The sequence below is a fragment of the Arcticibacter eurypsychrophilus genome, from assembly GCF_001730525.1.
In the GTDB taxonomy this organism is placed as follows: Bacteria; Bacteroidota; Bacteroidia; order Sphingobacteriales; family Sphingobacteriaceae; genus Arcticibacter; species Arcticibacter eurypsychrophilus.
In genome coordinates this window covers 67529-89097 of the sequence record NZ_MDFN01000014.1, presented here as the reverse complement: position 1 = coordinate 89097, position 21569 = coordinate 67529, and the positions used below count along the sequence as shown (strand labels likewise).

Below are 21569 nucleotides of genomic sequence, written 5' to 3'. Positions count from 1 at the left end.
CACAATGTCAGATCAAAAAAAAGGTCCTTCTTTCTGGAATCAATATAAACGTTTTGCTACCACTGAAATCCTGATGTACCTGATTATGATTGTAGGAATATTTTTAGGAATTGTTATTTTTGGTTAACAATCCTTTTTACCATACTGATCCTGCTTTCGTCCATTTCAGCAACTCGCTGGTAAAAATTAACGAGGTCTTCATATTTTTCAGGAGGGTATACGCCCTCCTTTAAATGTAACTTACGCGTATATACCAACGTATTCCCTTTTTCCTGAATATCAATGGAATATTGACCGAAGGGTTGTTCCATTTTAAAGTTTTCAGGGAGGCCATCCATCTTATAGTTGTCTGGAAGTGTATAGGTTATTTCATCTATATCCGTATAACCACGACTGATATCCAGTTTATTCACCCGGTTATGTACCTCTTTTAAACTCCTTCCCCGATTTAGAGCATTTAATGTGATGAAATACCGATCTCCACTTAATGAAGCATATTCCCGTGCATAGAATTTCATCCGCTCTGTGGTAACAGGAATCCTTCCCTTATCTTCCTCCAGTTTAAAGGATTTGATCTCCAGATTGTTTAAAGTATAAATCTGCTGAAGCTTTTTCACCTGCTCTGTATAGGGTTCATTGATCAATTCTGCTCTGTTATCATATTGCAAACCATCAAAAGTGGTAGTCATCTCCCCGTTTAAATCACCCTTTTCGTCCAGCTTGAAGTTTGCTTTGCGAATTTGGCTACTTGCGTCAGACGGATACGCTGGCGTACGAATCAGTTTTCCACCTGTTTCTGTACAGGCCAGTGCAATCCGATCATCTGTAAAGTCACCCAAATAACCAAAAGGCAACGTTTTACTCGTACAATCCACCCAAGTCGTATCCTTTGGAAAGGGAATGCAAAGAATGGCATGATTGAACTGATTCATACTGGCAAAATCAGTAATCGCACTTTTCTTATCCGATCCCGCTTCCACAATTGTATAATAGGAATTGATCCCCACAACCTTCAGCAATCCTTTGGTATAATTAACAAGTCCTTTACAATCCCCATAACCTAAACGGTCTACCTCTGCTGCTGTAATAGGCTGATAGCCTCCAATGCCTATTTGCACGCTTACATAACGTGTTTTATTTTGCACAAATTCATATATCTTTTTAGCTTTAAGCCTGGGATCATCGATATCCTTCACCAGCTCCTTGATATATGCTGCCGTTTCAGCAGGAACAAGATCCCGGTTCAGCAAGAGTTTTTCATTCATCCACATCCCATATTCCAACCAGTTTGTAAAAGATCCATTAACCGCCTGATAAGCAAACTTTACAGGTGCAATACGTACGACAGGCAGATAAGTATCAGCCGAAGGGCTATAAGGTTCATCCCGCAATGCTTTTAGATGATGCACTTCCCAAGTATAGGTTTTCAGCTCTTCAGTATCCGTCACATTTACTTTACCGGCATAGTTTTCTTCTTTGAAACGAATTGCAAAATCCGGCTTACAAATTAACGTCAATTTTGCATTTTCCAATGAAACACCTGTAGTTGTATTAGGCGTCCATTCCGGTAAGATCAAACTTTGTTTAGAGCGTACTTCATATTCATATTCCAGCGTATAGGGATAGGTGGTCACCGCAGGAGAAAACTTTTTGACTCTTGAATCCTCGAACAAAGAATAGTTACTTGCCGCACTCTCATCCTTAAATTCTTTCTCAGCGATTTTGCCCTTTAATAAGCCAAACTCATCATACACAGCAGCTTTAATAAATTTAATCTGCCTGGTCTTGTTATACCACACATAAATATGAGCCTCTCTATCACCATTTTTATTCAACACAGTAACAGCCGCCTTAACCCTGATCACTACATCATTCAAATCCTTCACTTCAATACTCAGCTCATCATTTCGAATCACCGCACTTGCCCTCACCATTAGCTCAGGAGGAATGTTGCCTACTGCATAGTTTTGTTGAGCAATCGTATCAAAACCTGTTAAAAGGAAGAAGAATACACAGCTTAAAAGTCTCATTGTTTTTTTCTGAATATGACATCTGTCTTTTGAACCTGAACCATTTTATTGAAGAGCTCTTTCAGGTAAGGATATTCCTCTGGCTGATAAATAGATTTATTAAGCAGAGTCATTTGCTGAAATATAAACTGACTGCCATCAATTGTTATTTCACTTGTAAACCGACCACCCTTTGCAGGCAACGCCAATGCAACAGGTTCAGGCTTACTAATCACTTCAAAACCCTCCGGGAAATTACATATCAAGCTAATCCGTATATCTGAGGGAGCACCCCAATCTACCGGATAATTCCGTTCCATCAGCTTGAATGGATTCTCTATCTTACGATCCATAAAAAAGGGGTTAAATGCAAACTGACCTTTATTGAGATTGTCATAAGCGTTTATTTCTACTACATAAGATTCCGATAAGGGCGCATCCAAGCTATCTAAACCAACAATCTTATTACTAATGATCTTGGTCTTAGGCATGCTTTCATCCAGATTTTCAACGTATTCCTCCACAGAATTAAACTTCTTAATCGCCTTCCGTTTATTATAGGCTTCATATCCAAGAGAAATTTCAATGATATTGCCTTTAATTTTTCCATCAGGCAATAATTCAAGTGCCAGGTTATAGATCTTACTTTCTTTCTGCGAGGCAACCAAATCTATCCAGTAAGAGGGTTTGCTCATACTGATCACCCGACCCCTATCATTGATACATTTTATAGGTAATAACCCAAAAGGCAAAAATGGATCTGTCGCATCAAGCATATATGTTTTATCAGCAATAGTTAACCGGGCAACCACATAATTGAAATCAGTGAGAATAGGAAACAGGTTATTTACCACCCCATTACTTCTTGTCGACAAAAGAACAGCATCCGCATTCAAACCTGCTTCATTTAATACTGAAATCAAGGCCAGGTTGATATCCGCAATACTACCCGAATGCGTTTCCACTGCTTTTTTAAGTCCGTCGACACTATAAATCTGGTTAAAGCCATTCCACTTAAACCACTTTTGACAAAAAGAATAGATATTTTTTGCCTGTATAAGTGCATCAGGTTGTCCGGCTATCAATGCCGGAAGCTGAGTTTTAAAGAGCTCTTTTTTTCGCATCTGATTACCGAAATATGGGTCCTTTTTGAGATCATAGTCTACATCTTTCCACTCTTTTGTAATCTGGTGTTTAATACCACGGTAATCCACGTAATCGGATAACTCATACCTGATAGCCGATTTGAAATTACTTGCTGCAGTCATATAATCTTCTTCCACGAATGCGGGAATATCAGCCATGATATATGTAATCTTAGAGCAATCTGCCTTAACTCCTCCCCCAGGAGTAAAACACTCTCTTTCTAACTCCATATTGTTTTTGGTTAATTTTCTTCCACCAACTAACACGGTATTGTAGTTGTAGACACCAGGGATATGTGCAATATATTCACTGTAAACCTTCGGAATGTCGTCCTGAAAATACCAGTTGCGAAAATTAAATCTATAGGGAGAATTAAGCGTATAGACGTATTCGATAACACAGCCGTTAGTTAGATCGGGCATCGCAAACTTAACCAGATTGTGGTGCTTATCCTTATTTTCGCGAATAACCATCTTAGGATCCAGTTTTGTTTCTCTCATCATCCCATCGTGGTCGATAAAAAAAGTGGAGCCCTTAATTTCTGAAACCTCCTCATAACGCTCGTTGTCGCTCTTATATATTGGTATAACAATATTTCCCTGATTAAACCCACTGGCATTAAAGATCTTGATGCGCACATGATACTCAAACATAAGAGGAGTACCATCGCCACTGCTGATCCGGGTATTACCAAACTCCTGAAGAACAACCGCATTTGCTGATGTGTCTTTCGAATAAACCTTCATGTTTAAATCTTCAAGAGAAACCACGCCATAAGGAAAGTCTGCAGGATATACATGAATGAAGCACAGAGATAAGGCCAGACAAATGAGTAGTTTTTTCATTTCAATGAAAAGATAAGGTTATAAAAAGGTTATAAAAATTAGGTATTAAAATCTTTGAAACAGCCCGATGTAATGAAATCTAATTTCCCAGTGAAGTATCAGTATTGGGTTATTAAACGCCTATTAAAGAGCTTCTTTAATTTAAATTGACATTTCAAATCTAATGAATAAAATCAGCTTCAAAAAGGCATATTGAAAGATTCTGAGGATTAAAATATGTATTTTTATTCGTCCAGTAAAGCTTGAATCTCGGTTTGCAAAACCGGTAAATATCAGATAACAATACCCAGACCATGTCAAATTTTGATATCATTGTCTATAAACAAGTTGTTTATGCTGATTTACAGATTGTCTGAAATAAGGATTCTTGATAGCTTTTTCCTCTAATAAGTCAATAGGTCTTTTCAAAATATCCTCCAGGGAAAATTTAAACTCGAAGTAATTGTCTGCATAATCTTCTAAAGGGACTTTAGAGAAGTCTACAATTAGATCGATGTAACTCTTGTTATTATATTCATTAGTCAAGATTGACCCAAAAGCATACAAGCTTTTAACTTTGTATCTTTTACAAAGATTGATAATTTATGGTTTGAAAGCTTCAAGTCTGTCCATTTAGTCAAAACAACAGTAACAAATTTACAAAGTTTTTCTAAACTCTTGCCATCCGGCATATTCCGAAATGAATTATGAGAGATATATGAATCATAACACAATAATTTTTGTCATTATAAGGAATGGAATCATCGTTCAAATATAAGAATAATGATATCCAGGGTAATAACAGGCAATCTAGTATGTCCAATCATATACCTAAATACAAACGCTAAAGTGCAGGATACTATCTGCATCCTTTCACTTTAGTGCTAATCACGTTGTTGTCTTATGCTGTACTATTCTATTAATTCAAATTAATACTACCGATCCCTTTTGCAAGTGCAGCTTCCTTTAAGTCGGGCATAGAGGTACCTTCAACACGGAAAACAGTAATATCTTTCAGGCCAATAAAACCCAATACGGCTTTCAAATAAGGCGTAACAAAGTCAAATGACTGCATGGGTCCTTCGGAATAAACTCCGCCTGAGGCTAGTGCAATATAGACTTTCTTTGATTGAACCAATCCTACAGGGCCATTTTCACCGTATTTGAAGGTTATCCCTGCCCGGGCAATATGATCAATCCATGCCTTCAGGGTAGAATGAATATTGAAGTTATAAACAGGGGCACCAATTACGATAATATCGGCATCCATAATATCCTGAATCGCCCCATCGGAATGTTTTACAGCTGCCCAATTTTCTGGTGTCCGGCTTTCTGCAGGGGTAAAAAATGAAGAGAGATGCGCTTCTTCCAAATGAGGAAAATTGGCCTTAACCAGGTTGCTTTCTTTTACTGTACTACCAGGATATTCAGCTTGGATCTTTTCAATGACAGCATTTCCCAATTTTATGCTAAAGGAATCGCCATTTCTTGGACTCGAAATTATATGAAGTATCTTTTTCATTTTTTCAATTTTTATATGATCAAATCTATCTATATTTGGTTATATAATATTAGTAGTATACAAAAGGTTAGTAGTAACCTTTTGTATACTACCTTAAATATAAAAAATTATGCAGCTTAAAACTCCGGTCACAGCACAAGAATGCAAGGGATCGCTTACCGCAATTGGCGACGCGCTTTATGTTATTGGTGGTAAATGGAAACTGCGTGTAATCGTAGCCTTAAGGGAAGACAATAAGCGTTTTAACGAAATCCAGCGTACGGTAGAGGGTATTTCTGCACGTGTATTGTCAAGCGAACTAAAGGAACTCGAAATGAATGGGTTTGTAAAAAGGATTGTACATACTCAAACTCCGGTAGTAGTCGAATATGAGCTTACTCATTATGCGGATACGCTGGATGACGTATTAGACTCCTTGAGAGACTGGGGAACCATGCATCGGGAAAAGCTAAAATCGGAAAGGTAGTTTAATACTTTGGTCCTGTTTCATTATAAAATTGTTCAAGGTCCCAACTTGCGATGATAGCGCCTATTTATTATCAGTATTGGCTACTTTTACGAAATGCTACTCTAAGCCACGTCCAAATATCCTAAAATGAACATCATGAATTACTTTCGAAGGAAAACCACTGGATCTTTCTTTATCCTTTTTAACTAAATTCAAGTATTTAGTAACTAGTCAAATTAAGATTAGCTAGTGGTCTGATTAAGGGTGATGCCACGGTGAGGCCACCGTGACGCCACAGTGAGGCCACGTTTTAACGCAAAAAGGTGGCCTCACTGTGGCGTCACCGTACACTCACTCTGGCATCAAGGGTAAACAGATAATAATCTGATCTAAGCTTTGTCTTAACTTGATATCCATTTATACTGTTGCAATCTGTTTTGCAAACTAACTAATACCATTACAGCTTTATCTCTATATCTGGATAATATTATTTCAATTGTATCTTCCAGACTGCATTAATCCATTTCGATCCTTCCACCCGTACCTGAATTAAGCAGGCAATTCGTATTTTTGCGACATGGCGAACATTAAACCGTCTGTTCCTAAAGGCACAAGAGACTTCTCGCCACCAGAAATGGTGAAGCGTAATTATATTTTTGATACCATAAAATCGGTTTTCCGTAAATATGGATATCAGGAAATTCAAACTCCTTCTATGGAGAACCTGAGCACCCTGACCGGCAAATATGGCGATGAAGGCGATAAGCTGATCTTCAAAATGCTGAACAGTGGCGATTTTTGGACAGACCCTGAGAGTAAAAAGCAAAAGTCGGCTGATTTTGTATACACCTCTAAATCGTTGTTGCCCCTGATTTCAGAAAAGGCATTACGTTATGACCTGACGGTTCCTTTTGCCCGGTACGTGGTGATGCACCAGAATGAAATTTCATTTCCTTTTAAACGTTTCCAGGTACAACCGGTATGGCGTGCCGACCGCCCGCAAAAAGGCCGCTACCGGGAATTCTATCAATGTGATGCTGATGTAGTGGGTTCCGAAAGTTTATTGAATGAGGCTGAATTTGTATTGATTTACAAAGAAGCATTGTCCTTATTGGGACTAAAAGACTTCACGATCAAGATCAACAACCGGAAAATACTATCCGGGATTGCTGAAATTATTGGCAAACCTGAGCTGATTGTAGACATGACGGTGGCGATTGATAAACTCGACAAAATCGGTATCGAAGGCGTTACCAAAGAACTGCTGGAAAGAGGTTTTACAGAGCAGGACATCGAGCAGTTGAAACCGGTAATTCTATTACAGGGATCTACAGAAGATAAGCTGTCCGAATTAAAAAAGGTCCTTTTAACATCTGTAATTGGATTAAAAGGGATTGCAGAAATTGAATTAATCATCAATTACTTAAAAAAACTAACGGCTTGGACTTCGGAAGAGCTGTCCTCATTTTTAGAATTTGATATCACTCTTGCGAGAGGATTAAACTATTATACCGGCGCTATCTTTGAAGTGAAAACAAATGAAGCTGCAATGGGAAGTATTGGTGGTGGTGGCCGCTATGATGACTTGACGGGCATGTTTGGCCTCAAAGGATTAACGGGTGCTGGAATCTCTTTTGGAGCGGATAGAATCTATGATGTACTGGAAGAACTTAACCTTTTCCCTGCGGGCACTTCTTCGACAACCGAAGTACTGATTACCAATTTCGATGAACAGGCTGAGCAGTATGCGTTGCCGATCATCCAGGCATTACGGGATCAAAATATTGCTGCAGAGTTATATCCTTCGGCTGCAAAGTTGAAAAAACAAATGTCTTATGCGGATGACAAACATATCCCCTATGTTGTGCTGATCGGAAGTGATGAAATGTTATCAGGGAAGCTGACATTAAAAAACATGCAGCAGGGAACACAAGAGTCGCTGACAAAAGAGGAATTGATCACAAAATTAAAAAAGGTCGCATTATAGATCAAAACCATGTTCTTAGGTATGAAAAACGACTAACAACAACCCTTTTTCAATACTATAAATGAATCCAATGCTCTATTAGAAAAGGGTAAAAAAATAAAAGCAATATGAATCTAATCGCGTTTAAAGAGTAGATTAAATTGATCCTAGTCAATGAACTTGTCTTTCAATGGTATAAAAAAACAGGCTGCTATCGTATTACGATGCAGCCTGTTTTTTGATTTATATTTTGAACTATAAACAGGCTTTTGGGGCCTTTTTGTATTTTATTCTACCACTGGTTCAACTACCGTTTCCACCAAAGGTTCGCGACGTGAGCCATCATATAATTCGTATTCAAACAAGCGACAATCCAGTTTACCGTTGTAAAATTCGATACGACGGGAAGCTCTTAGTCCGATTTTCTTCGCCAGATCAGGATTTCCGGTAAATACATATCCGAAATAACCTCTGCATTGCTGTTTCAAGAAATCACCGATACGTTTGTAAGTAATTTCAAGCTGAGAATGAACTCCCATACGTTCACCATATTCAGGGTTGAACATGATTACGCCTTTTTCTTCGGGCATCACCGTATCGGCAAAGTCGCACACCTGGAAATCGATCAGCTGATCAACACCCGCAGTCTTCGCATTCTGGCGGGCTTCTTCAATTGCTTCTTCCGAAATATCACTGGCAATAATCTTGATGTCGACATGCTTAATAACAGCATCTTTCAGCTTTCTGCGTTCTTCAAAAAACACTTGCTCATCATAACCCAGGATATGCATAAAACCGTAGTTCATGCGGAATAAACCAGGTCTTCTATCAGTAGCAATGAGGGCTGCTTCGATGGCAAGGGTACCCGATCCACACATCGGATTCACAAAAGTACTTTTGCGGTCCCATTTGGTCGCCAGGATAGTCGATGCCGCTAAAGCCTCCAGCATGGGTGCTTTTCCGGGTAACTTACGGTAGCCATGTTTGGAAATAACTTCTCCGGAGGTATCCAGAAAAATTTCGGCCACATTCTCTTTCCAATACAGATGGACGACGGTTTTGTCGATAGAAGAGCCGGTATTAGGCCTTACTTCTTTCTTGTCCCTGATCCGGTCAACTATCGCATCTTTCACTTTTACATTGGCAAATAGTGACGTGCGGATGTGTTCGTTCTCTACATTGGAAGTAATGGAGAAATAACCGGCGAAATCAATGATCTCTTCCCATGGAATTTCTATTAAACCGTCGTAAAGTTCTTTTGGACTGGGTGCATCAAAACTTTTAATGGAGTATAAGACCTGACTGGCGGTGCGCAGATTAAGATTTAATACGATACAGTCATTGACAGTGCCTTCCAGCTCTAGTCCTGTATTAAATTTGCGTTTGATATCGAAACCTAATGCTTCTACCTCATTTATAAGATAAGGCGTGAGCCTGTTGTTGCAGGTAATAATGATTCTGCTGGGAGTGTTGAAAACTTGCATAAAATATGTACAAAGTTAATCAATTAATTTCGCCAGTTTTGGTTTTGATTTTAAAAGAAATAAAAGTATGGATATTAAGGGAAAAGTACATGAGATCTCTCCGGTAATGAATGTTACTGAATCATTTAAGAAAAGAGAGCTAGTTGTAGAATATGCAGAGAATCCTACATACCCCGAATACATAAAATTCGAAGCATTGCAGGATAAGGTTAACTTACTTGATAGTATGAAAGTAGGAGATCAGGTAGAGGTATTTTTCAATCTGCGCGGTCGTGCTTATAAAGATAAAACTGGTAAAACAGGCTATTTTAATTCGTTGATCGTGTGGAGAGTGAATGTACTTAATGGTGAAACTCCAGAAAGCAACACTCCGGAATATGCTCCGCCAGCTAATTTCAATGCAGCACCACAGGATGATGACTTACCATTCTAGCCTTTCATCACGAAAAGCTTATACGAACATCATATTCTAAAACGTTTAAAAAGGCCCTTTGCGAGATGCAAGGGGCCTTTTTACATTTAAAAAATTTACTGAGATTTGTAGAAAAAGATTTAAAAGGGAAATAGCTGTGTTAAATAATGTTAAAAGATAATTACAGGACAGGCACTTATGTATTTTTGTAAAGGATGAAGAAAAGAAGTATAGCTCTTATTCTAGGATTGATGAGTGCCGCGCTGTTTGGTGTGATAGCTATGCAATATTATTTTATTCGCGAATCTTACGTTCAGAAATCTCAATTATTCGATCTTTCTGTAAACAGTTCCCTCAGTGAAGTAACTAATAAGCTGGCTAAACGGGATGCCATGCTTTTTGTTAAAAGAAAAGCTATTGCAGAAGAATTAAAAAAAAATGCAGAGGAAAAGAGACGGGACAAGATACAGGCACAAAGGCAGGTTGAACGCTTTACTACTCGAATAAATGCGCTTACACAGAATATAGAAAGGGATTTCAAAAAGCGCGACAGCACCTTAAGGAGTAAGTTTCCGAGGATCATGACTATAGATAATGATTTTTATGAAACCTATTTCCGTGATCCGGATCAATTAAGCAAAGTGCATTTTAAAATAAAAATGCATCAGTCTGTTGATGACTATGGACAAGTATTTCAGAATGAAGTGCACGAACTGTATGTGGATAATGCGGAAGGGCAAATGCTAAAGAAAGCGCGGTCATCGGTTAAGGACACCGTTTATTATCTGATTGAAGATCCGGTAGCTGGAATACGGGTGATATCACTGCCACGAAAAAATCAAAGCCTGATTAATGAATTAGCACTAACGAAGGAACAGAAAGAGACTCAATTTCGGGAGCAACAGCTTAGGGAACAGCGGCATAAAGAAGCGAAAAGCATGAATCAATTCTTTCATAGCGCAAAAAAGGTGAATCATAAGTCTGCAATTTTTGAAGACCTGGCAAACGACTATGAGCAATTTGACATTCCACTGCTAAGACGGGTAAATCCCAGGACAGTGGATACGCTATTGCAGACTGAGTTGATCAACCGGGGAATTAATCTGGATTATTCTTATAAAATCTCGACAGCAAATTCTGATTCGTTACTATTTTCGAGTATCTCCAACGTGGAGGGTAAAAATGACGAATTAAGCGTCTATCATACCACACTTTTCCCAAAGGGGATTATATCTGACACCGGATTACTTACAGTCATGTTTCCGGGCAAAAACCAGTACATGTTTCAAAATATGCATGCAGTACTAGCCTCTTCCGCGAGTTTGTTGCTGGTATTAATAGGGTGTTTTGCCTTTACCATCATGACTATTTTCAGGCAGAAAAAGCTTTCGGAGATGAAAACTGACTTCATAAATAACATGACTCATGAGTTTAAAACTCCTGTGGCCACGATTATGATTGCTAGTGAAGCACTGAAAGATCCCGAAATCACGGAAGACAAGTCACGCATTAGCCGTTTAGCGGGGATCATTTACGATGAAAACATCCGTTTAGGTAACCATATTGAACGCGTGTTGAATATTGCAAAGCTGGATAAGGGTGATTTGAAGCTCGACTTTATGAAGGTAGAGATGAATGATCTGATCAGTGCCATATCCGATAGTATGGAGCTTCAGTTTCAAAAAAAGAACGCGAAAGTACATCTAGACCTGCAAGCAGAGCATGCGGCGATTAATGGGGATGAGCTCCATTTAAGTAACGTTATTTTTAACCTGATCGATAATGCCTTGAAATATAGCAAGGAGGTTCCTAAGATTGAAATATCGACTTTTAATACAGGAAAAAAATTAGTAATCCGTGTATCTGATAATGGTGTAGGGATGAGTAAAGATCACTTGTCGAAAATTTTTGAGCAGTTTTACCGTATTCCTACAGGCAATTTGCACGATGTGAAAGGCTTTGGCCTTGGCTTAAGCTATGTGCATGACATTGTGAGCAGACATCGTGGGGAAATAAAAGTGAAGAGTGAAAAGGACAAGGGATCTGACTTTGAGATTATCTTTCATACCGTCTAAGTTATCCATGCCTTGAACCGGCTTATGATTACTCTTAAAACAGTGCTTTTGAAGCTTAATTACTAAATCTAATGAAGAAAATTTTATTGGTAGAGGATGATCCTAACCTGGGAATGCTATTACAGGATTACCTGGAACTAAAGGGCAAATATGAAGTAAAACTCGCAAAAGATGGCGAAGAAGGACTTATCTTTTTTAACAAAGAGAGCTTCGACTTATGTATCCTTGACATCATGATGCCTAAAAAAGATGGGTTTTCTTTAGGAAAAGATATCAGGAAATCGAACCCACTTATTCCAATCATCTTTGCTACCGCAAAGGCCATGATTGAGGATAAATCGGAAGCTTTTACACTGGGTGGCGATGATTACATTACCAAACCTTTCCGGATTGAGGAGCTGCTTTTACGGATTAATGCTTTATTGAAACGGGTGGCTAATCAGAATAGTTCATCCACACAGACTCCCGATAGATTTGAAATTGGCCAGTATTATTTTGATTATACCTCCCAGTCGATCAAAAAGGATGATTTAATTCAAAAGTTGTCAACTAAAGAAGGCGAATTGCTCCGCCTCCTATGCCTCAAAAAGAATAATGTACTTACCCGCGAAGAGGCATTGTTAAGCATCTGGCATGATGATAACTACTTTAATGGTCGCAGCATGGATGTTTTTTTAAGTAAACTGAGAAAATACTTGAAAGATGATCCTGCTGTTGAAATTCTTAATGTTCATGGTAAGGGATATAAGCTGATTGTAAACTAATATCGTATTGGGCTCCAAATACATAGATAAAAGCAATAGAATAGCTAGTTGAGCCATTCCATTGCTAGAGAGACCTAGTAACCAGGATTTTGCGTTAATTTACCGGTTACTACGTCATTATTGGGAATTGGAAGAAGTTCATGTTTGCCTTTTACAAAACCCAGCGGACCGAGTTCCTGTACGGCAAGATCCCATCTTACCAGATCCAGATAACGGAACCCTTCGAAGGCCAGTTCTAATTGGCGTTCTTTTACGATAGCCGTAAAGAGTTCATTGCCACTGAGACCGGTTGAAGGAAGTAATGAACGATGCGTTCTTAAATCATTCAGATACCCCAGACCTTTGACTTCAGAAGCTCCGCCTAAACGGTAATTTGCTTCAGCAGCCATCAAAACGATATCTGCATAGCGCAAAAACCTCCAGTTGGTACCGTAATTTAATTCCAGTACAGCAGTTGCTGAAGTACTTGACTGGGTAGCGAAAGATCCGTACTTACGTTGGAAACAGCCATCAAAATCATAAACACCTGAGGCTGGGAATTTTCCACCGGCAGCTATTAATTCATCTCTGGACATGATGGTTTGTCCCCTTCTTACTACATCACCTGCTGCTACAAAAGCGTTATAAAGTTTTTGTTTAGCCAGGTTCATTCCCCAACCTCCAAGTAAAGAATCACCGGGAGCCTTTACGTATCCTGCATCAGAACGTGGTCCCCATAGTTGTACGTGAATGTTACTTTCTGGTGTGTTACCCCATGGGAAATTACCATAATCATAGCCTAAAGTATTGGAATAAGAGATTTCTAATAAAGATTCAGATCCAAATTCTCCAGCTTTTGAAAAAGCAGCACCAACGGATGATGCCAGCTGATACTCATTGGAATTAATTACTAGCTCAAATTGATCCGCGGACTCTTTCCATTTCTTTTCGTATAAGTAAACTTTACCCAGTAAAGCCTGTGCTGCACCTTTGGAAGCTCTGAACTTATCTGCTTTAGAATAAGCACTTTTTAAAGGAAGCACCGCAATTGCGTCATTCAAGTCGCTTTCGATTAAGGCATAGACATCAGCTTTGGGTGTTCTTCCAACTGTGGGATAACTTCCTGGATCAATATCAGTTGTGACCAAGGGAACATCTCCCCATAAGCTAACCAGATCAAAATAATTATAGGCTCTTAGGAATTTAGCTTCTGCCATGACTCTTTTACGGATATCCGTATCAGCTGGCACTTTAACAATAATCTTGTTTGCACGATATATAGCAGTATAACATTTCTGCCAGGCTGCTGATACTTTATCATTCAGTGGAGTTGCGGTGTACTTATCCAGATCCTGATAACCGGGCTGATCTCCGGTATTTGCTCCACCGGCATTACTTTCGTCTGATGGCATGATTTTAAGCATCAGCATGCTGGTCCAGCCACCATTCCAAAAATCCGATTGCATAATATCATAGACCGCAATAATGGCCAGATTTGCATCTGCATCTGTTTTATAAAACTCATCTTCAGTCAGCTTGCCAGGCAGTGGCTGATCTAAAAAATCTTTACTGCATCCTCCTATAGTAAGCATTATGACCATGCTTAATAGTACCGTTTTTATAGTTTGTTTCTTCATGACTTCGAATGATTAGAAATTAAAGGATAGTCCAGCCAGTATCTTTTTTGAAACAGGATAAGATCCTCTATCTATTCCTATGCTATTTCCTCCATTATTTCCACCTTCAGGATCCAGTCCTTTGTATTTAGTGAAAGTAAAAAAGTCGTCTAGGGATACATAGAAGCGGGCGTTCTTTACACTCAGTTTGCTTAACAGCGTATTTGGCAAGGTGTAACCCAACTGCATTTGACGAATGCGCGCATAAGATCCATCAAAAACCATCATGTCGCTATTATATACTCGAGCATCTGCATTTGGTGCAAACCAGGTATTTGTACTTCCATCTCCTGTCCAGCGATCTGTGTAAAAGAACTCGGGTAAATTAGATGTACGGCGGTCGTTACGTACAAAGCCAAGAATGACATCATTTCCCTTTGACCCTTGTAAGAATGCAAGGAAATCAAAACCCTTGTAGCTCAGGTTAATCCGTGCTCCGTAGGTAAAGTCAGGCACTGAATTGCCTATATTGGTTTGATCAGTTGGAGCGATTATTTTGTTTCCATCCACGTCCACAATGATTGGATCTCCAGGTTTTGGATTATAGCCGGTGAGCCCATTGTCTGCAATGTATTTGGTTATTTCCGCCTGATTCTGGAAGATACCGTCTGTTTTATAGCCATAGAAATACCAGATAGGAAGTCCTTTTTCAAAGCGGGTAGCTTGCCATCCTGTTCCTACTCCTGCGCCAAAAATCACCGGATATAAAGGATTTGTATAAGTAACCTCATTGCTGATTGGACTGATGTTACCAGCTATTTCATATTTAAAGTCATTTGTGTTTGCATTATGATAGGTAAGTTCAAACTCCCATCCTTTGTTTACAACATTACCGCTATTGACATCATTTAAGACATTTCCAGCAAAATATGGTGCAGAGCCGTTGGTAATCAAATCCTTTGTCGTTTTCTTATACCAATCTGCAGAGAACACCAGCTGATTATTAAAAAAATTCGCGTCCAAACCTAAATCAAGCTGCTCACTGGTTTCCCAAGTCAAATCATAATTAGGAAGATTTGAAGGAGCAGCTCCAAGAACAAAATTACCATTGCCATCCGCATATTTTTGAGCTTGTGTAATGGATGCGGCCCAAGATCCATTACCAACATTAGATAAGCTACCATTCTGCCCCCAGCTACCACGCAATTTTAGGTAATTGACCGCTTTGGAAATTCCGGCAGTATAGAAGTCTTCTTTTGAAATAACCCAACCAGCAGATATTGAAGGAAAAGTACCCCATCTATTATCTTTATAGAACTTTGAAGATCCATCACGGCGGATGGTTGCACCAAATAAATATTTGTTTTTGTAGTCATAATTTAAACGACTATAATACGAGAGCAGGGTTTCCGTCCTATAGTATCCATAAAGTTTTGCAAGCTTTTCGGGTGTATCAGATACAAATTCAGGGTAAGCCCATTTATCCTCTTCTTTAAAGATACCGGTATAACTTCCACCAACATTATTATATAAGTTCTTTAGAGAGGAAGTACCAAGTAAAAAGGTCAAATTATGGTTACCAAATGACCGGGTATAATTAGCAAAATTTTCCCATTGCCAATTGAAGTAATTAGTCTGAGAATCAAATCCATTTGCGGTAGAATTTAATCTTTCGCTTGAATACCAGGAGGTAGGATTCCAGCCATGAGTTCGAACGAAAGCCGCATCGATTCCAAACCGGGTAGTAAACTTGAGTCCTTTAAACAAATCAATGTCAGCAAATACATTTCCAACTAACTTGTTCTGATTAGTACGACTTTGCGTCTGTTGAATAATAGCGAGAGGATTTCCAAATTCCCCCTGCACATATTGTGAAATTCCATAATAATTACCATTTGCATCTTTAACTAATGGATTACCCAGTTTACTTTGTACAAAGGCAGGTAAATCGCCCGTATAGGTAACCGGTGTAAATGGATCCATTGATAACATACTTCCTACTACAGATCCATACTCGGTATTTTCAGATAGACCATGGCTTGTAAAGTTGGAATAAGAAAGTCGCTCACCTACGTTCAACCAGGATTTAACCTTGTTGTCTGAATTTACTCGGAAAGTATAGCGGTCAAATTTTGACTTATCTCCACCTATGATACCCTGTTGAGTGAAATAAGTACCACTAATCAGATAAGTTGATTTATCTGAGCCACCACTAAAATTAATTGTATGGTGCTGTTGAGGAGCGGTTTGGGTGACTGCATCAATCCAGTCTGTACCGTCACCTATGGTAGCAGCATCCTGAGCGCTGGGTCCTGTCAACTTACCTTCAGCAAGATATTGTTGGTATTGAGGCGCATTCATCAAGGAAAGTTTTCTTCCAAGTGATTGTTCGCCATACTGGAAAGCATAATTGGCAACAGGAGCCATTCCTAACTTTCCTGTTTTTGTGGTGATAATGATAACTCCATTTGCACCTTCAGCACCATAGATTGCTGCTGAAGCGGCATCTTTCAAAATTTCAATAGCGGCAATTTCAGATGGATCTATATATTCAATCCCCCCTGCCCTGACGCCATCTACAATGTATAAGGGCTCTGATGCCCGGTTTGATCCGGTTCCCCTTACACGGATACTAATTGCAGCGCCTGGAGAACCTGAATTAGGCATAATATTTACGCCTGCAGTTCTTCCTTGTAGTGCCTGATCAATTCTGCCTGATGAAACTGTTTTTAATTCTTCTGCACGAACGGATGAAATAGCACCCGTTACCAGACTTTTCCTTTGTGTACCGTAACCAACTACAATTACCTCGTTGAGGGCACTGGTACTTTCAGTGAGGACAACATTTAATGGGGAACTGCTTGATACGGTCACATTTTGCTCAAGCATTCCAATCTGACTAAAAACGAGTATAGAACCAATGCGAGGAACGCCGATTCTAAAGTTTCCGGACTCATTAGAACTCGTAGCCTGACGGGTTCCACGAACGGTTATGGTAACTCCGGGTAATGGACTGCCATCACTTTTTAAAGTTACCCTTCCTGTTACTTCTACTTGTTGTGCCCAAAGGTATAATGGACACCATAGAAAGCAGGAAATGAAGAAAATCAATGTAATTCTTCCTTTCATAAGAATGATTTTAATTTAGTTTATACTGGTTTGTTATTTAGTTGCTTTGGTTGCAACAGATCAAAAATAGAGTAGTACTGGATCAAATAACTATTTTTTACCCCTACAAAACCCATACAGACCAGGTATAGAAAGTGATTTAGATCATTTTTTATACTACAACACCACTACAAAGTTAAAAAACAGGTGATTATTTTTTTGTGCAGCAAAAAGAGGTCTTTTTTAGTGTATTAAAATTTCTTGTTTATGGACTTAATTACGGCTTTAAGTGTCATTCAGACCATTTTTGGTCTCTCCAGTAAAATATTTTATTTAAAGACATAAGGAATCATTTCTCTGCTTTAAGCTGATTTTCATTTTTAATACCTATACCTTTGTTAGATTATAATAAGTACATGAAAATTTCATTTTTACGCTATTCGGCCTTTACGCTACCCCTATTAATTTTGTTAAGTTCCTGTTTTAAGACTTCTAAGCTAGTAACTACTTCATCTATTGATACCGTAAAAGAGATATCAGATACGAAAAATGAGGATAAAAATACCCCTGCTGAAAATTTCAAGAACAAAGACTTTATACCGAATGAATTAGGCCGTGTGATGGTTCTGGAATATCATTTAATTGGGTCTCCCGAAGCACGATGGAGAAGAACTCCTGAAAATTTAAAGAAAGACCTTCAATTATTATACGATCACAATTATTATCCGGTAAGCGTTCATGCCATCGCATCAGGAGAGCTAAACGTTCCAGCGGGTAAAACGCCTTTTGCATTAACATTTGATGATTCAAGTGCAGGGCAGTTCCGGTATTTAGAAATGAATGGTAAACTGGTAATTGATCCTGAATGTGCAGTAGGTATCGTGGAAAACTTCAAAAAAGCGCATCCTGATTTCCCACTTACAGCTACTTTTTATGTGTTGCCGGCTGTAAAACCAACCCTTCGTCTTTTTGCTCAGCCGGAATACAAAAAACAAAAATTAGAGTGGCTGCAGAAAAACGGCTATGAAATAGGGAATCATACCTGGTTTCATGCCCAGCTATCGAAGCTAAGTGATGAAGAGGCCCAAAAACATCTGGGCATGTTTGTAAAAGAAATGCGGACATATCTTCCAGACTATGAACCCAAAAGTCTAGCCTTACCACTCGGCATGCATGCGAAGAACCGGGCACTTGAGGTTTCAGGTGAGTTTGAAGGAACTCATTACAAACATGAATCAGTGATGCTTGTCGGATCAGCAACTTCTGTATCGCCTTATTCTAAGAGATTTGATGCATTAGCGATTCAAAGGGTACAAGGCGGCGAACATCAGGAAAACCCAGAGAACTTCATGAATAGTCAGATTAAACATCAGACACGTTTTGTAAGTGATGGCAATCCAGAAACTATAACTGCTCCCGAAGCGTTAAAAGAGGAACTTAACGTCCAGCTAATCAAAAAATACAAGATTAACTGGATTAAAACACTACCTGAACGACATGAAAAAGATAGTACTTCTATTATTGCTAAGCATTAGTACGGTTGCTTTTGCTCAAACAGATACCCTTTCTATTACGCTTGAAAATGTCAAATACCCTTATCCGGTAAGCTTTATCAATTTGCAAACGGAGGGGCAGGACATGCGCATGGCCTATATGGACGTGAAAGCACCGAATCCGAATGGCAAAAGTGTAATTCTATTGCATGGTAAGAACTTTGGAGGCTATTACTGGACGAATGTAATTAAAGCTTTATCTGATAAAGGTTACCGGGTGATTGTTCCGGATCAGATTGGCTTTGGAAAATCATCCAAACCCTTTATCCATTATAGCTTTCATCTGCTCGCGCGCTTTAATAAACAACTATTAGATAGCTTGGGGATTTCCAGGACCGCTGTATTAGGACACTCTATGGGAGGAATGCTGGCTACTCGTTTCGCCTTAATGTATCCTGGCACAACCAGCAAGCTCCTCTTGGAAAACCCGATCGGATTAGAAGATTACCGAGCGATAATACCCTATTCGAGCACAGAAGATCAGTATAAAACTGAATTGAAAACAAGTGCGGCGAGCGTGAAGAAATATTATGAGTCCTCTTATTTTCCAGAATGGAAGCCTGAGTACGATTACCTCGTGCAGATTGCTGCCGGCGTAACGAAAAGTGCCGATTTCCCAAGGTACGCAAAAGTGGCTGCCATGACCTTTACTATGATCTTTGAGCAACCTGTTGTATATGAATTTCCGCTATTAAAAGTTCCAACCGTTCTGTTTATTGGAACCGCTGATAAAACGATTGTTGGAAAAGGAGCACTCTCGAAGGAAGATCAGCAAAAATACGGGCAGTACAACATCCTTGGTAAAACTACTGCAACCCAAATAAAGGGTTCAAAATTGATTGAGTTTGCGAACGTAGGGCATATTCCACATCTCCAGATACCTGATGTTTTTTTGAAAGCACTGATCGCAAATGTAGATTAATCACAGAGTGATATGATAAAACAAGCTGAGATCATTAGTAAAACTGTTGATTTTGTAAAGAATTCGCTTCAAAATGCAGAAAGCGGACACGACTGGTGGCATATAGAACGCGTATGGAAAAACACCCAGCTCTTGCTCAAAACAGAAACTGGAGATCATCTGATTGCAGAACTTGCTGCTCTTCTGCATGACATTGCAGATGCTAAATTTCACAATGGTGATGAAGAAATAGGTCCTGCTACGGCACGAAACTTCCTTCAGTCGCTAGCTCTATCCGAAAATATAGTTTATCACGTGGAACAGATTATCAGACATATCTCGTTTAAATCCAGTTTCGGACCTGTCTCCTATTCCTCTATGGAGATGAAAATAGTGCAGGATGCAGACCGTCTGGACGCTATTGGAGCGATAGGGATAGCCAGGGCCTTTACTTACGGCGGATATAAAAACAGGCAGTTGTATAATCCCGAAATAGCACCAAACCTGAATCAAACGAAGGAAGAATATAAGAATAGTACAGCTCCTACATTAAATCATTTTTACGAAAAACTGTTACTGCTAAAAGATAAAATGAATACAGCGAGTGGCAAAACAATCGCTAATCAGCGGCATGAGTTTATGGAGGGCTATTTGAAACAATTTCATGCCGAGTGGGTTGGAGAATTATAGTATAATTGCATTATGAAACTCCGGGTACTCGTACTGATCAATGCATTAGCTGTAGCTATCTCTTTAGGCATTGCCAACTATTACTTTCAACATAGCTGGATTCACCTTATTGTAACATTCGCAATAGCTCTGGTAAGTAGTTATATCGTTTTTTATTACTTGATAGAACGTTATGTGTACAGCAAAATTAAGCTGATCTACAAGTTGATACATAATTTAAAGCTAGGTAAGGAACTTAAGGATGCCTTAGGAGAATATGTAACGGATGACCCTATTAACGATGTGGAAACAGAAGTTAAAGAATGGGCCAGAGTGAAAAAAAACGAAATTGATTTATTAAAAAAGCAGGAGCAATTTAGAAGGGAATTTCTGGGCAATATATCACATGAACTTAAAACACCTTTATTTGCCGTGCAGGGTTATATTGAAGCCTTACAAGATGAAGGTTTGGAAGATAATGAGACTACAAGGGGCTTTTTAGATAAGGCTTCGCGAAACATTGACCGCCTGAGTCTTTTGATAAAAGACATTGATGCGATATCCAGACTTGAAAGTGGAGAAATCCAAATAAACTATAAGAAATTTGATCTTTCCTTACTGATTAAGGAAGTTATTGAACAAATGGAATTAAAGGCCAGTAAACAAAACATTCAGCTGGTATTTAAGGATAAGTATAATTTCCCTACATGGGTTAATGCAGATCGGGATAAAATACAACAGGTACTGATTAACCTCGTGAGTAATTCGATCAAGTACGGTAAGAAACATGGCAAAACCAGTATTAAAATATTTGAGCTACATGATCAGATTCTCGTAGAGGTAACGGATGATGGAATCGGGATTGAAGAACAATATCTTCCCAGGGTATTTGAACGCTTTTTCAGGACAGATAAAAGTCGCTCCAGAAAGATAGGTGGATCTGGAATTGGCCTTGCCATAGTAAAGCATATTTTAGAAGCTCATCAACAAACCATTACCGTGAGAAGTACGGAAGGATTGGGTTCTACATTCGCATTTACCATTGCAAATGCTTAAATTAATTTAGGCACAATACAAAAACTTAACATTGGCT

Annotated in this window: 17 protein-coding genes; 10 read left to right on the top strand and 7 right to left on the bottom strand. The window is 39.0% G+C overall.

All coding sequences use genetic code 11. The annotated features are described in order from the left end of the window. Nucleotides 1-4: 4 nt before the first annotated feature. Entirely contained in the window at nucleotides 5-127 is a 123-nt protein-coding gene (locus BFL47_RS20360; protein ID WP_262482886.1) for a hypothetical protein, read from the top strand. Here BFL47_RS20360 and BFL47_RS09455 read toward each other — a convergent pair. From BFL47_RS09455 to BFL47_RS09440, 4 genes are all read right to left on the bottom strand, one after another. Then, nucleotides 114-2030, bottom strand: coding sequence for a DUF3857 domain-containing protein (locus tag BFL47_RS09455; RefSeq protein ID WP_069659550.1), 1917 nt, complete (start codon nucleotides 2028-2030; stop codon nucleotides 114-116). The two genes, BFL47_RS20360 and BFL47_RS09455, sit on opposite strands and share 14 nt — an antisense overlap. After that, complete coding sequence (locus BFL47_RS09450) at nucleotides 2027-4000, bottom strand: DUF3857 domain-containing protein (RefSeq protein ID WP_069659549.1); 1974 nt, start codon at nucleotides 3998-4000, stop codon at nucleotides 2027-2029. Before BFL47_RS09450 ends, BFL47_RS09455 begins: the two co-directional genes overlap by 4 nt. 309 nt (nucleotides 4001-4309) lie before the next feature. Then, the gene (locus tag BFL47_RS20495; RefSeq protein WP_394332407.1) at nucleotides 4310-4579 is read right to left on the bottom strand and encodes a nucleotidyltransferase family protein; all 270 of its coding nucleotides are present in this window, start codon (nucleotides 4577-4579) and stop codon (nucleotides 4310-4312) included. A 319-nt stretch (nucleotides 4580-4898) separates the two neighbouring features. Next, nucleotides 4899-5501: an FMN-dependent NADH-azoreductase gene (locus BFL47_RS09440; RefSeq protein WP_069659547.1), complete on the bottom strand. Its 603-nt coding sequence runs from the start codon at nucleotides 5499-5501 to the stop codon at nucleotides 4899-4901. 109 nt (nucleotides 5502-5610) lie between these two features. Here BFL47_RS09440 and BFL47_RS09435 point away from each other — a divergent pair, with 109 nt between their 5' ends. After that, a complete protein-coding gene (locus tag BFL47_RS09435; RefSeq protein WP_069659546.1) occupies nucleotides 5611-5967 on the top strand; it encodes a winged helix-turn-helix transcriptional regulator in 357 nt (118 codons plus the stop codon). Between the two features lie 559 nt (nucleotides 5968-6526). After that, the gene (gene hisS / locus BFL47_RS09430; protein WP_069659545.1) at nucleotides 6527-7936 is read left to right on the top strand and encodes a histidine--tRNA ligase; all 1410 of its coding nucleotides are present in this window, start codon (nucleotides 6527-6529) and stop codon (nucleotides 7934-7936) included. A 266-nt stretch (nucleotides 7937-8202) separates the two neighbouring features. Here the strand turns inward: hisS and BFL47_RS09425 are convergent, their stop codons facing one another. After that, nucleotides 8203-9399, bottom strand: coding sequence for a THUMP domain-containing class I SAM-dependent RNA methyltransferase (locus BFL47_RS09425; protein ID WP_069659544.1), 1197 nt, complete (start codon nucleotides 9397-9399; stop codon nucleotides 8203-8205). A gap of 67 nt (nucleotides 9400-9466) precedes the next feature. Between BFL47_RS09425 and BFL47_RS09420 the strand changes: the two genes are divergently transcribed. From BFL47_RS09420 to BFL47_RS09410, 3 genes are all read left to right on the top strand, one after another. Then, nucleotides 9467-9832, top strand: a complete 366-nt coding sequence (locus BFL47_RS09420) for a DUF3127 domain-containing protein (protein ID WP_069659543.1) — start codon at nucleotides 9467-9469, stop codon at nucleotides 9830-9832. 194 nt (nucleotides 9833-10026) lie between these two features. Next, complete coding sequence (locus BFL47_RS09415) at nucleotides 10027-11886, top strand: sensor histidine kinase (RefSeq protein ID WP_069659542.1); 1860 nt, start codon at nucleotides 10027-10029, stop codon at nucleotides 11884-11886. 71 nt (nucleotides 11887-11957) lie between these two features. Next, entirely contained in the window at nucleotides 11958-12650 is a 693-nt protein-coding gene (locus tag BFL47_RS09410) for a response regulator transcription factor (RefSeq protein ID WP_069659541.1), read from the top strand. 74 nt (nucleotides 12651-12724) lie between these two features. Here BFL47_RS09410 and BFL47_RS09405 read toward each other — a convergent pair whose 3' ends face one another. After that, on the bottom strand, nucleotides 12725-14266 hold the full coding sequence (locus BFL47_RS09405; RefSeq protein WP_069659540.1) for a RagB/SusD family nutrient uptake outer membrane protein: 1542 nt from the start codon (nucleotides 14264-14266) through the stop codon (nucleotides 12725-12727). A 12-nt stretch (nucleotides 14267-14278) separates the two neighbouring features. Continuing rightward, nucleotides 14279-17374 carry a SusC/RagA family TonB-linked outer membrane protein gene (locus tag BFL47_RS09400; RefSeq protein ID WP_069659539.1) on the bottom strand — a complete coding sequence of 1032 codons (3096 nt, stop codon included), beginning with the start codon at nucleotides 17372-17374 and terminating at the stop codon, nucleotides 14279-14281. A gap of 395 nt (nucleotides 17375-17769) precedes the next feature. Here BFL47_RS09400 and BFL47_RS09395 point away from each other — a divergent pair, with 395 nt between their 5' ends. Genes BFL47_RS09395 through BFL47_RS09380 form a run of 4 tightly spaced genes read left to right on the top strand, consistent with a single transcriptional unit; the run spans nucleotide 17770 to nucleotide 21532 of the window. Beyond that, nucleotides 17770-18888 carry a polysaccharide deacetylase family protein gene (locus tag BFL47_RS09395; RefSeq protein WP_069659538.1) on the top strand — a complete coding sequence of 373 codons (1119 nt, stop codon included), beginning with the start codon at nucleotides 17770-17772 and terminating at the stop codon, nucleotides 18886-18888. After that, on the top strand, nucleotides 18851-19828 hold the full coding sequence (locus tag BFL47_RS09390; RefSeq protein WP_069659537.1) for an alpha/beta fold hydrolase: 978 nt from the start codon (nucleotides 18851-18853) through the stop codon (nucleotides 19826-19828). The genes BFL47_RS09395 and BFL47_RS09390 overlap by 38 nt, the downstream gene beginning before the upstream one ends. Nucleotides 19829-19840: 12 nt before the next feature. Further along, nucleotides 19841-20497, top strand: a complete 657-nt coding sequence (locus BFL47_RS09385) for an HD domain-containing protein (protein ID WP_069659536.1) — start codon at nucleotides 19841-19843, stop codon at nucleotides 20495-20497. 12 nt (nucleotides 20498-20509) lie between these two features. After that, nucleotides 20510-21532 (top strand): sensor histidine kinase, encoded by a 1023-nt coding sequence (locus BFL47_RS09380; protein WP_069659535.1) that lies wholly within the window; start codon nucleotides 20510-20512, stop codon nucleotides 21530-21532. Nucleotides 21533-21569 lie beyond the last annotated feature (37 nt).

Excerpts from the sequence above, each read along its gene's own strand:
- BFL47_RS20360 (WP_262482886.1), top strand. The coding sequence starts at position 5 with ATGTCAGATCAAAAAAAAGGTCCTTCTTTCTGGAATCAATATAAACGT.
- BFL47_RS09425 (WP_069659544.1), bottom strand. The coding sequence starts at position 9,399 with ATGCAAGTTTTCAACACTCCCAGCAGAATCATTATTACCTGCAACAAC.
- BFL47_RS09435 (WP_069659546.1), top strand. The coding sequence starts at position 5,611 with ATGCAGCTTAAAACTCCGGTCACAGCACAAGAATGCAAGGGATCGCTT.
- BFL47_RS09440 (WP_069659547.1), bottom strand. The coding sequence starts at position 5,501 with ATGAAAAAGATACTTCATATAATTTCGAGTCCAAGAAATGGCGATTCC.
- BFL47_RS09395 (WP_069659538.1), top strand. The coding sequence starts at position 17,770 with ATGAAAATTTCATTTTTACGCTATTCGGCCTTTACGCTACCCCTATTA.
- BFL47_RS09390 (WP_069659537.1), top strand. The coding sequence starts at position 18,851 with ATGAAAAAGATAGTACTTCTATTATTGCTAAGCATTAGTACGGTTGCT.
- BFL47_RS09405 (WP_069659540.1), bottom strand. The coding sequence starts at position 14,266 with ATGAAGAAACAAACTATAAAAACGGTACTATTAAGCATGGTCATAATG.
- hisS (WP_069659545.1), top strand. The coding sequence starts at position 6,527 with ATGGCGAACATTAAACCGTCTGTTCCTAAAGGCACAAGAGACTTCTCG.
- BFL47_RS09420 (WP_069659543.1), top strand. The coding sequence starts at position 9,467 with ATGGATATTAAGGGAAAAGTACATGAGATCTCTCCGGTAATGAATGTT.
- BFL47_RS09455 (WP_069659550.1), bottom strand. The coding sequence starts at position 2,030 with ATGAGACTTTTAAGCTGTGTATTCTTCTTCCTTTTAACAGGTTTTGAT.
- BFL47_RS09385 (WP_069659536.1), top strand. The coding sequence starts at position 19,841 with ATGATAAAACAAGCTGAGATCATTAGTAAAACTGTTGATTTTGTAAAG.
- BFL47_RS09415 (WP_069659542.1), top strand. The coding sequence starts at position 10,027 with ATGAAGAAAAGAAGTATAGCTCTTATTCTAGGATTGATGAGTGCCGCG.
- BFL47_RS09410 (WP_069659541.1), top strand. The coding sequence starts at position 11,958 with ATGAAGAAAATTTTATTGGTAGAGGATGATCCTAACCTGGGAATGCTA.
- BFL47_RS09450 (WP_069659549.1), bottom strand. The coding sequence starts at position 4,000 with ATGAAAAAACTACTCATTTGTCTGGCCTTATCTCTGTGCTTCATTCAT.
- BFL47_RS09380 (WP_069659535.1), top strand. The coding sequence starts at position 20,510 with ATGAAACTCCGGGTACTCGTACTGATCAATGCATTAGCTGTAGCTATC.
- BFL47_RS09400 (WP_069659539.1), bottom strand. The coding sequence starts at position 17,374 with ATGAAAGGAAGAATTACATTGATTTTCTTCATTTCCTGCTTTCTATGG.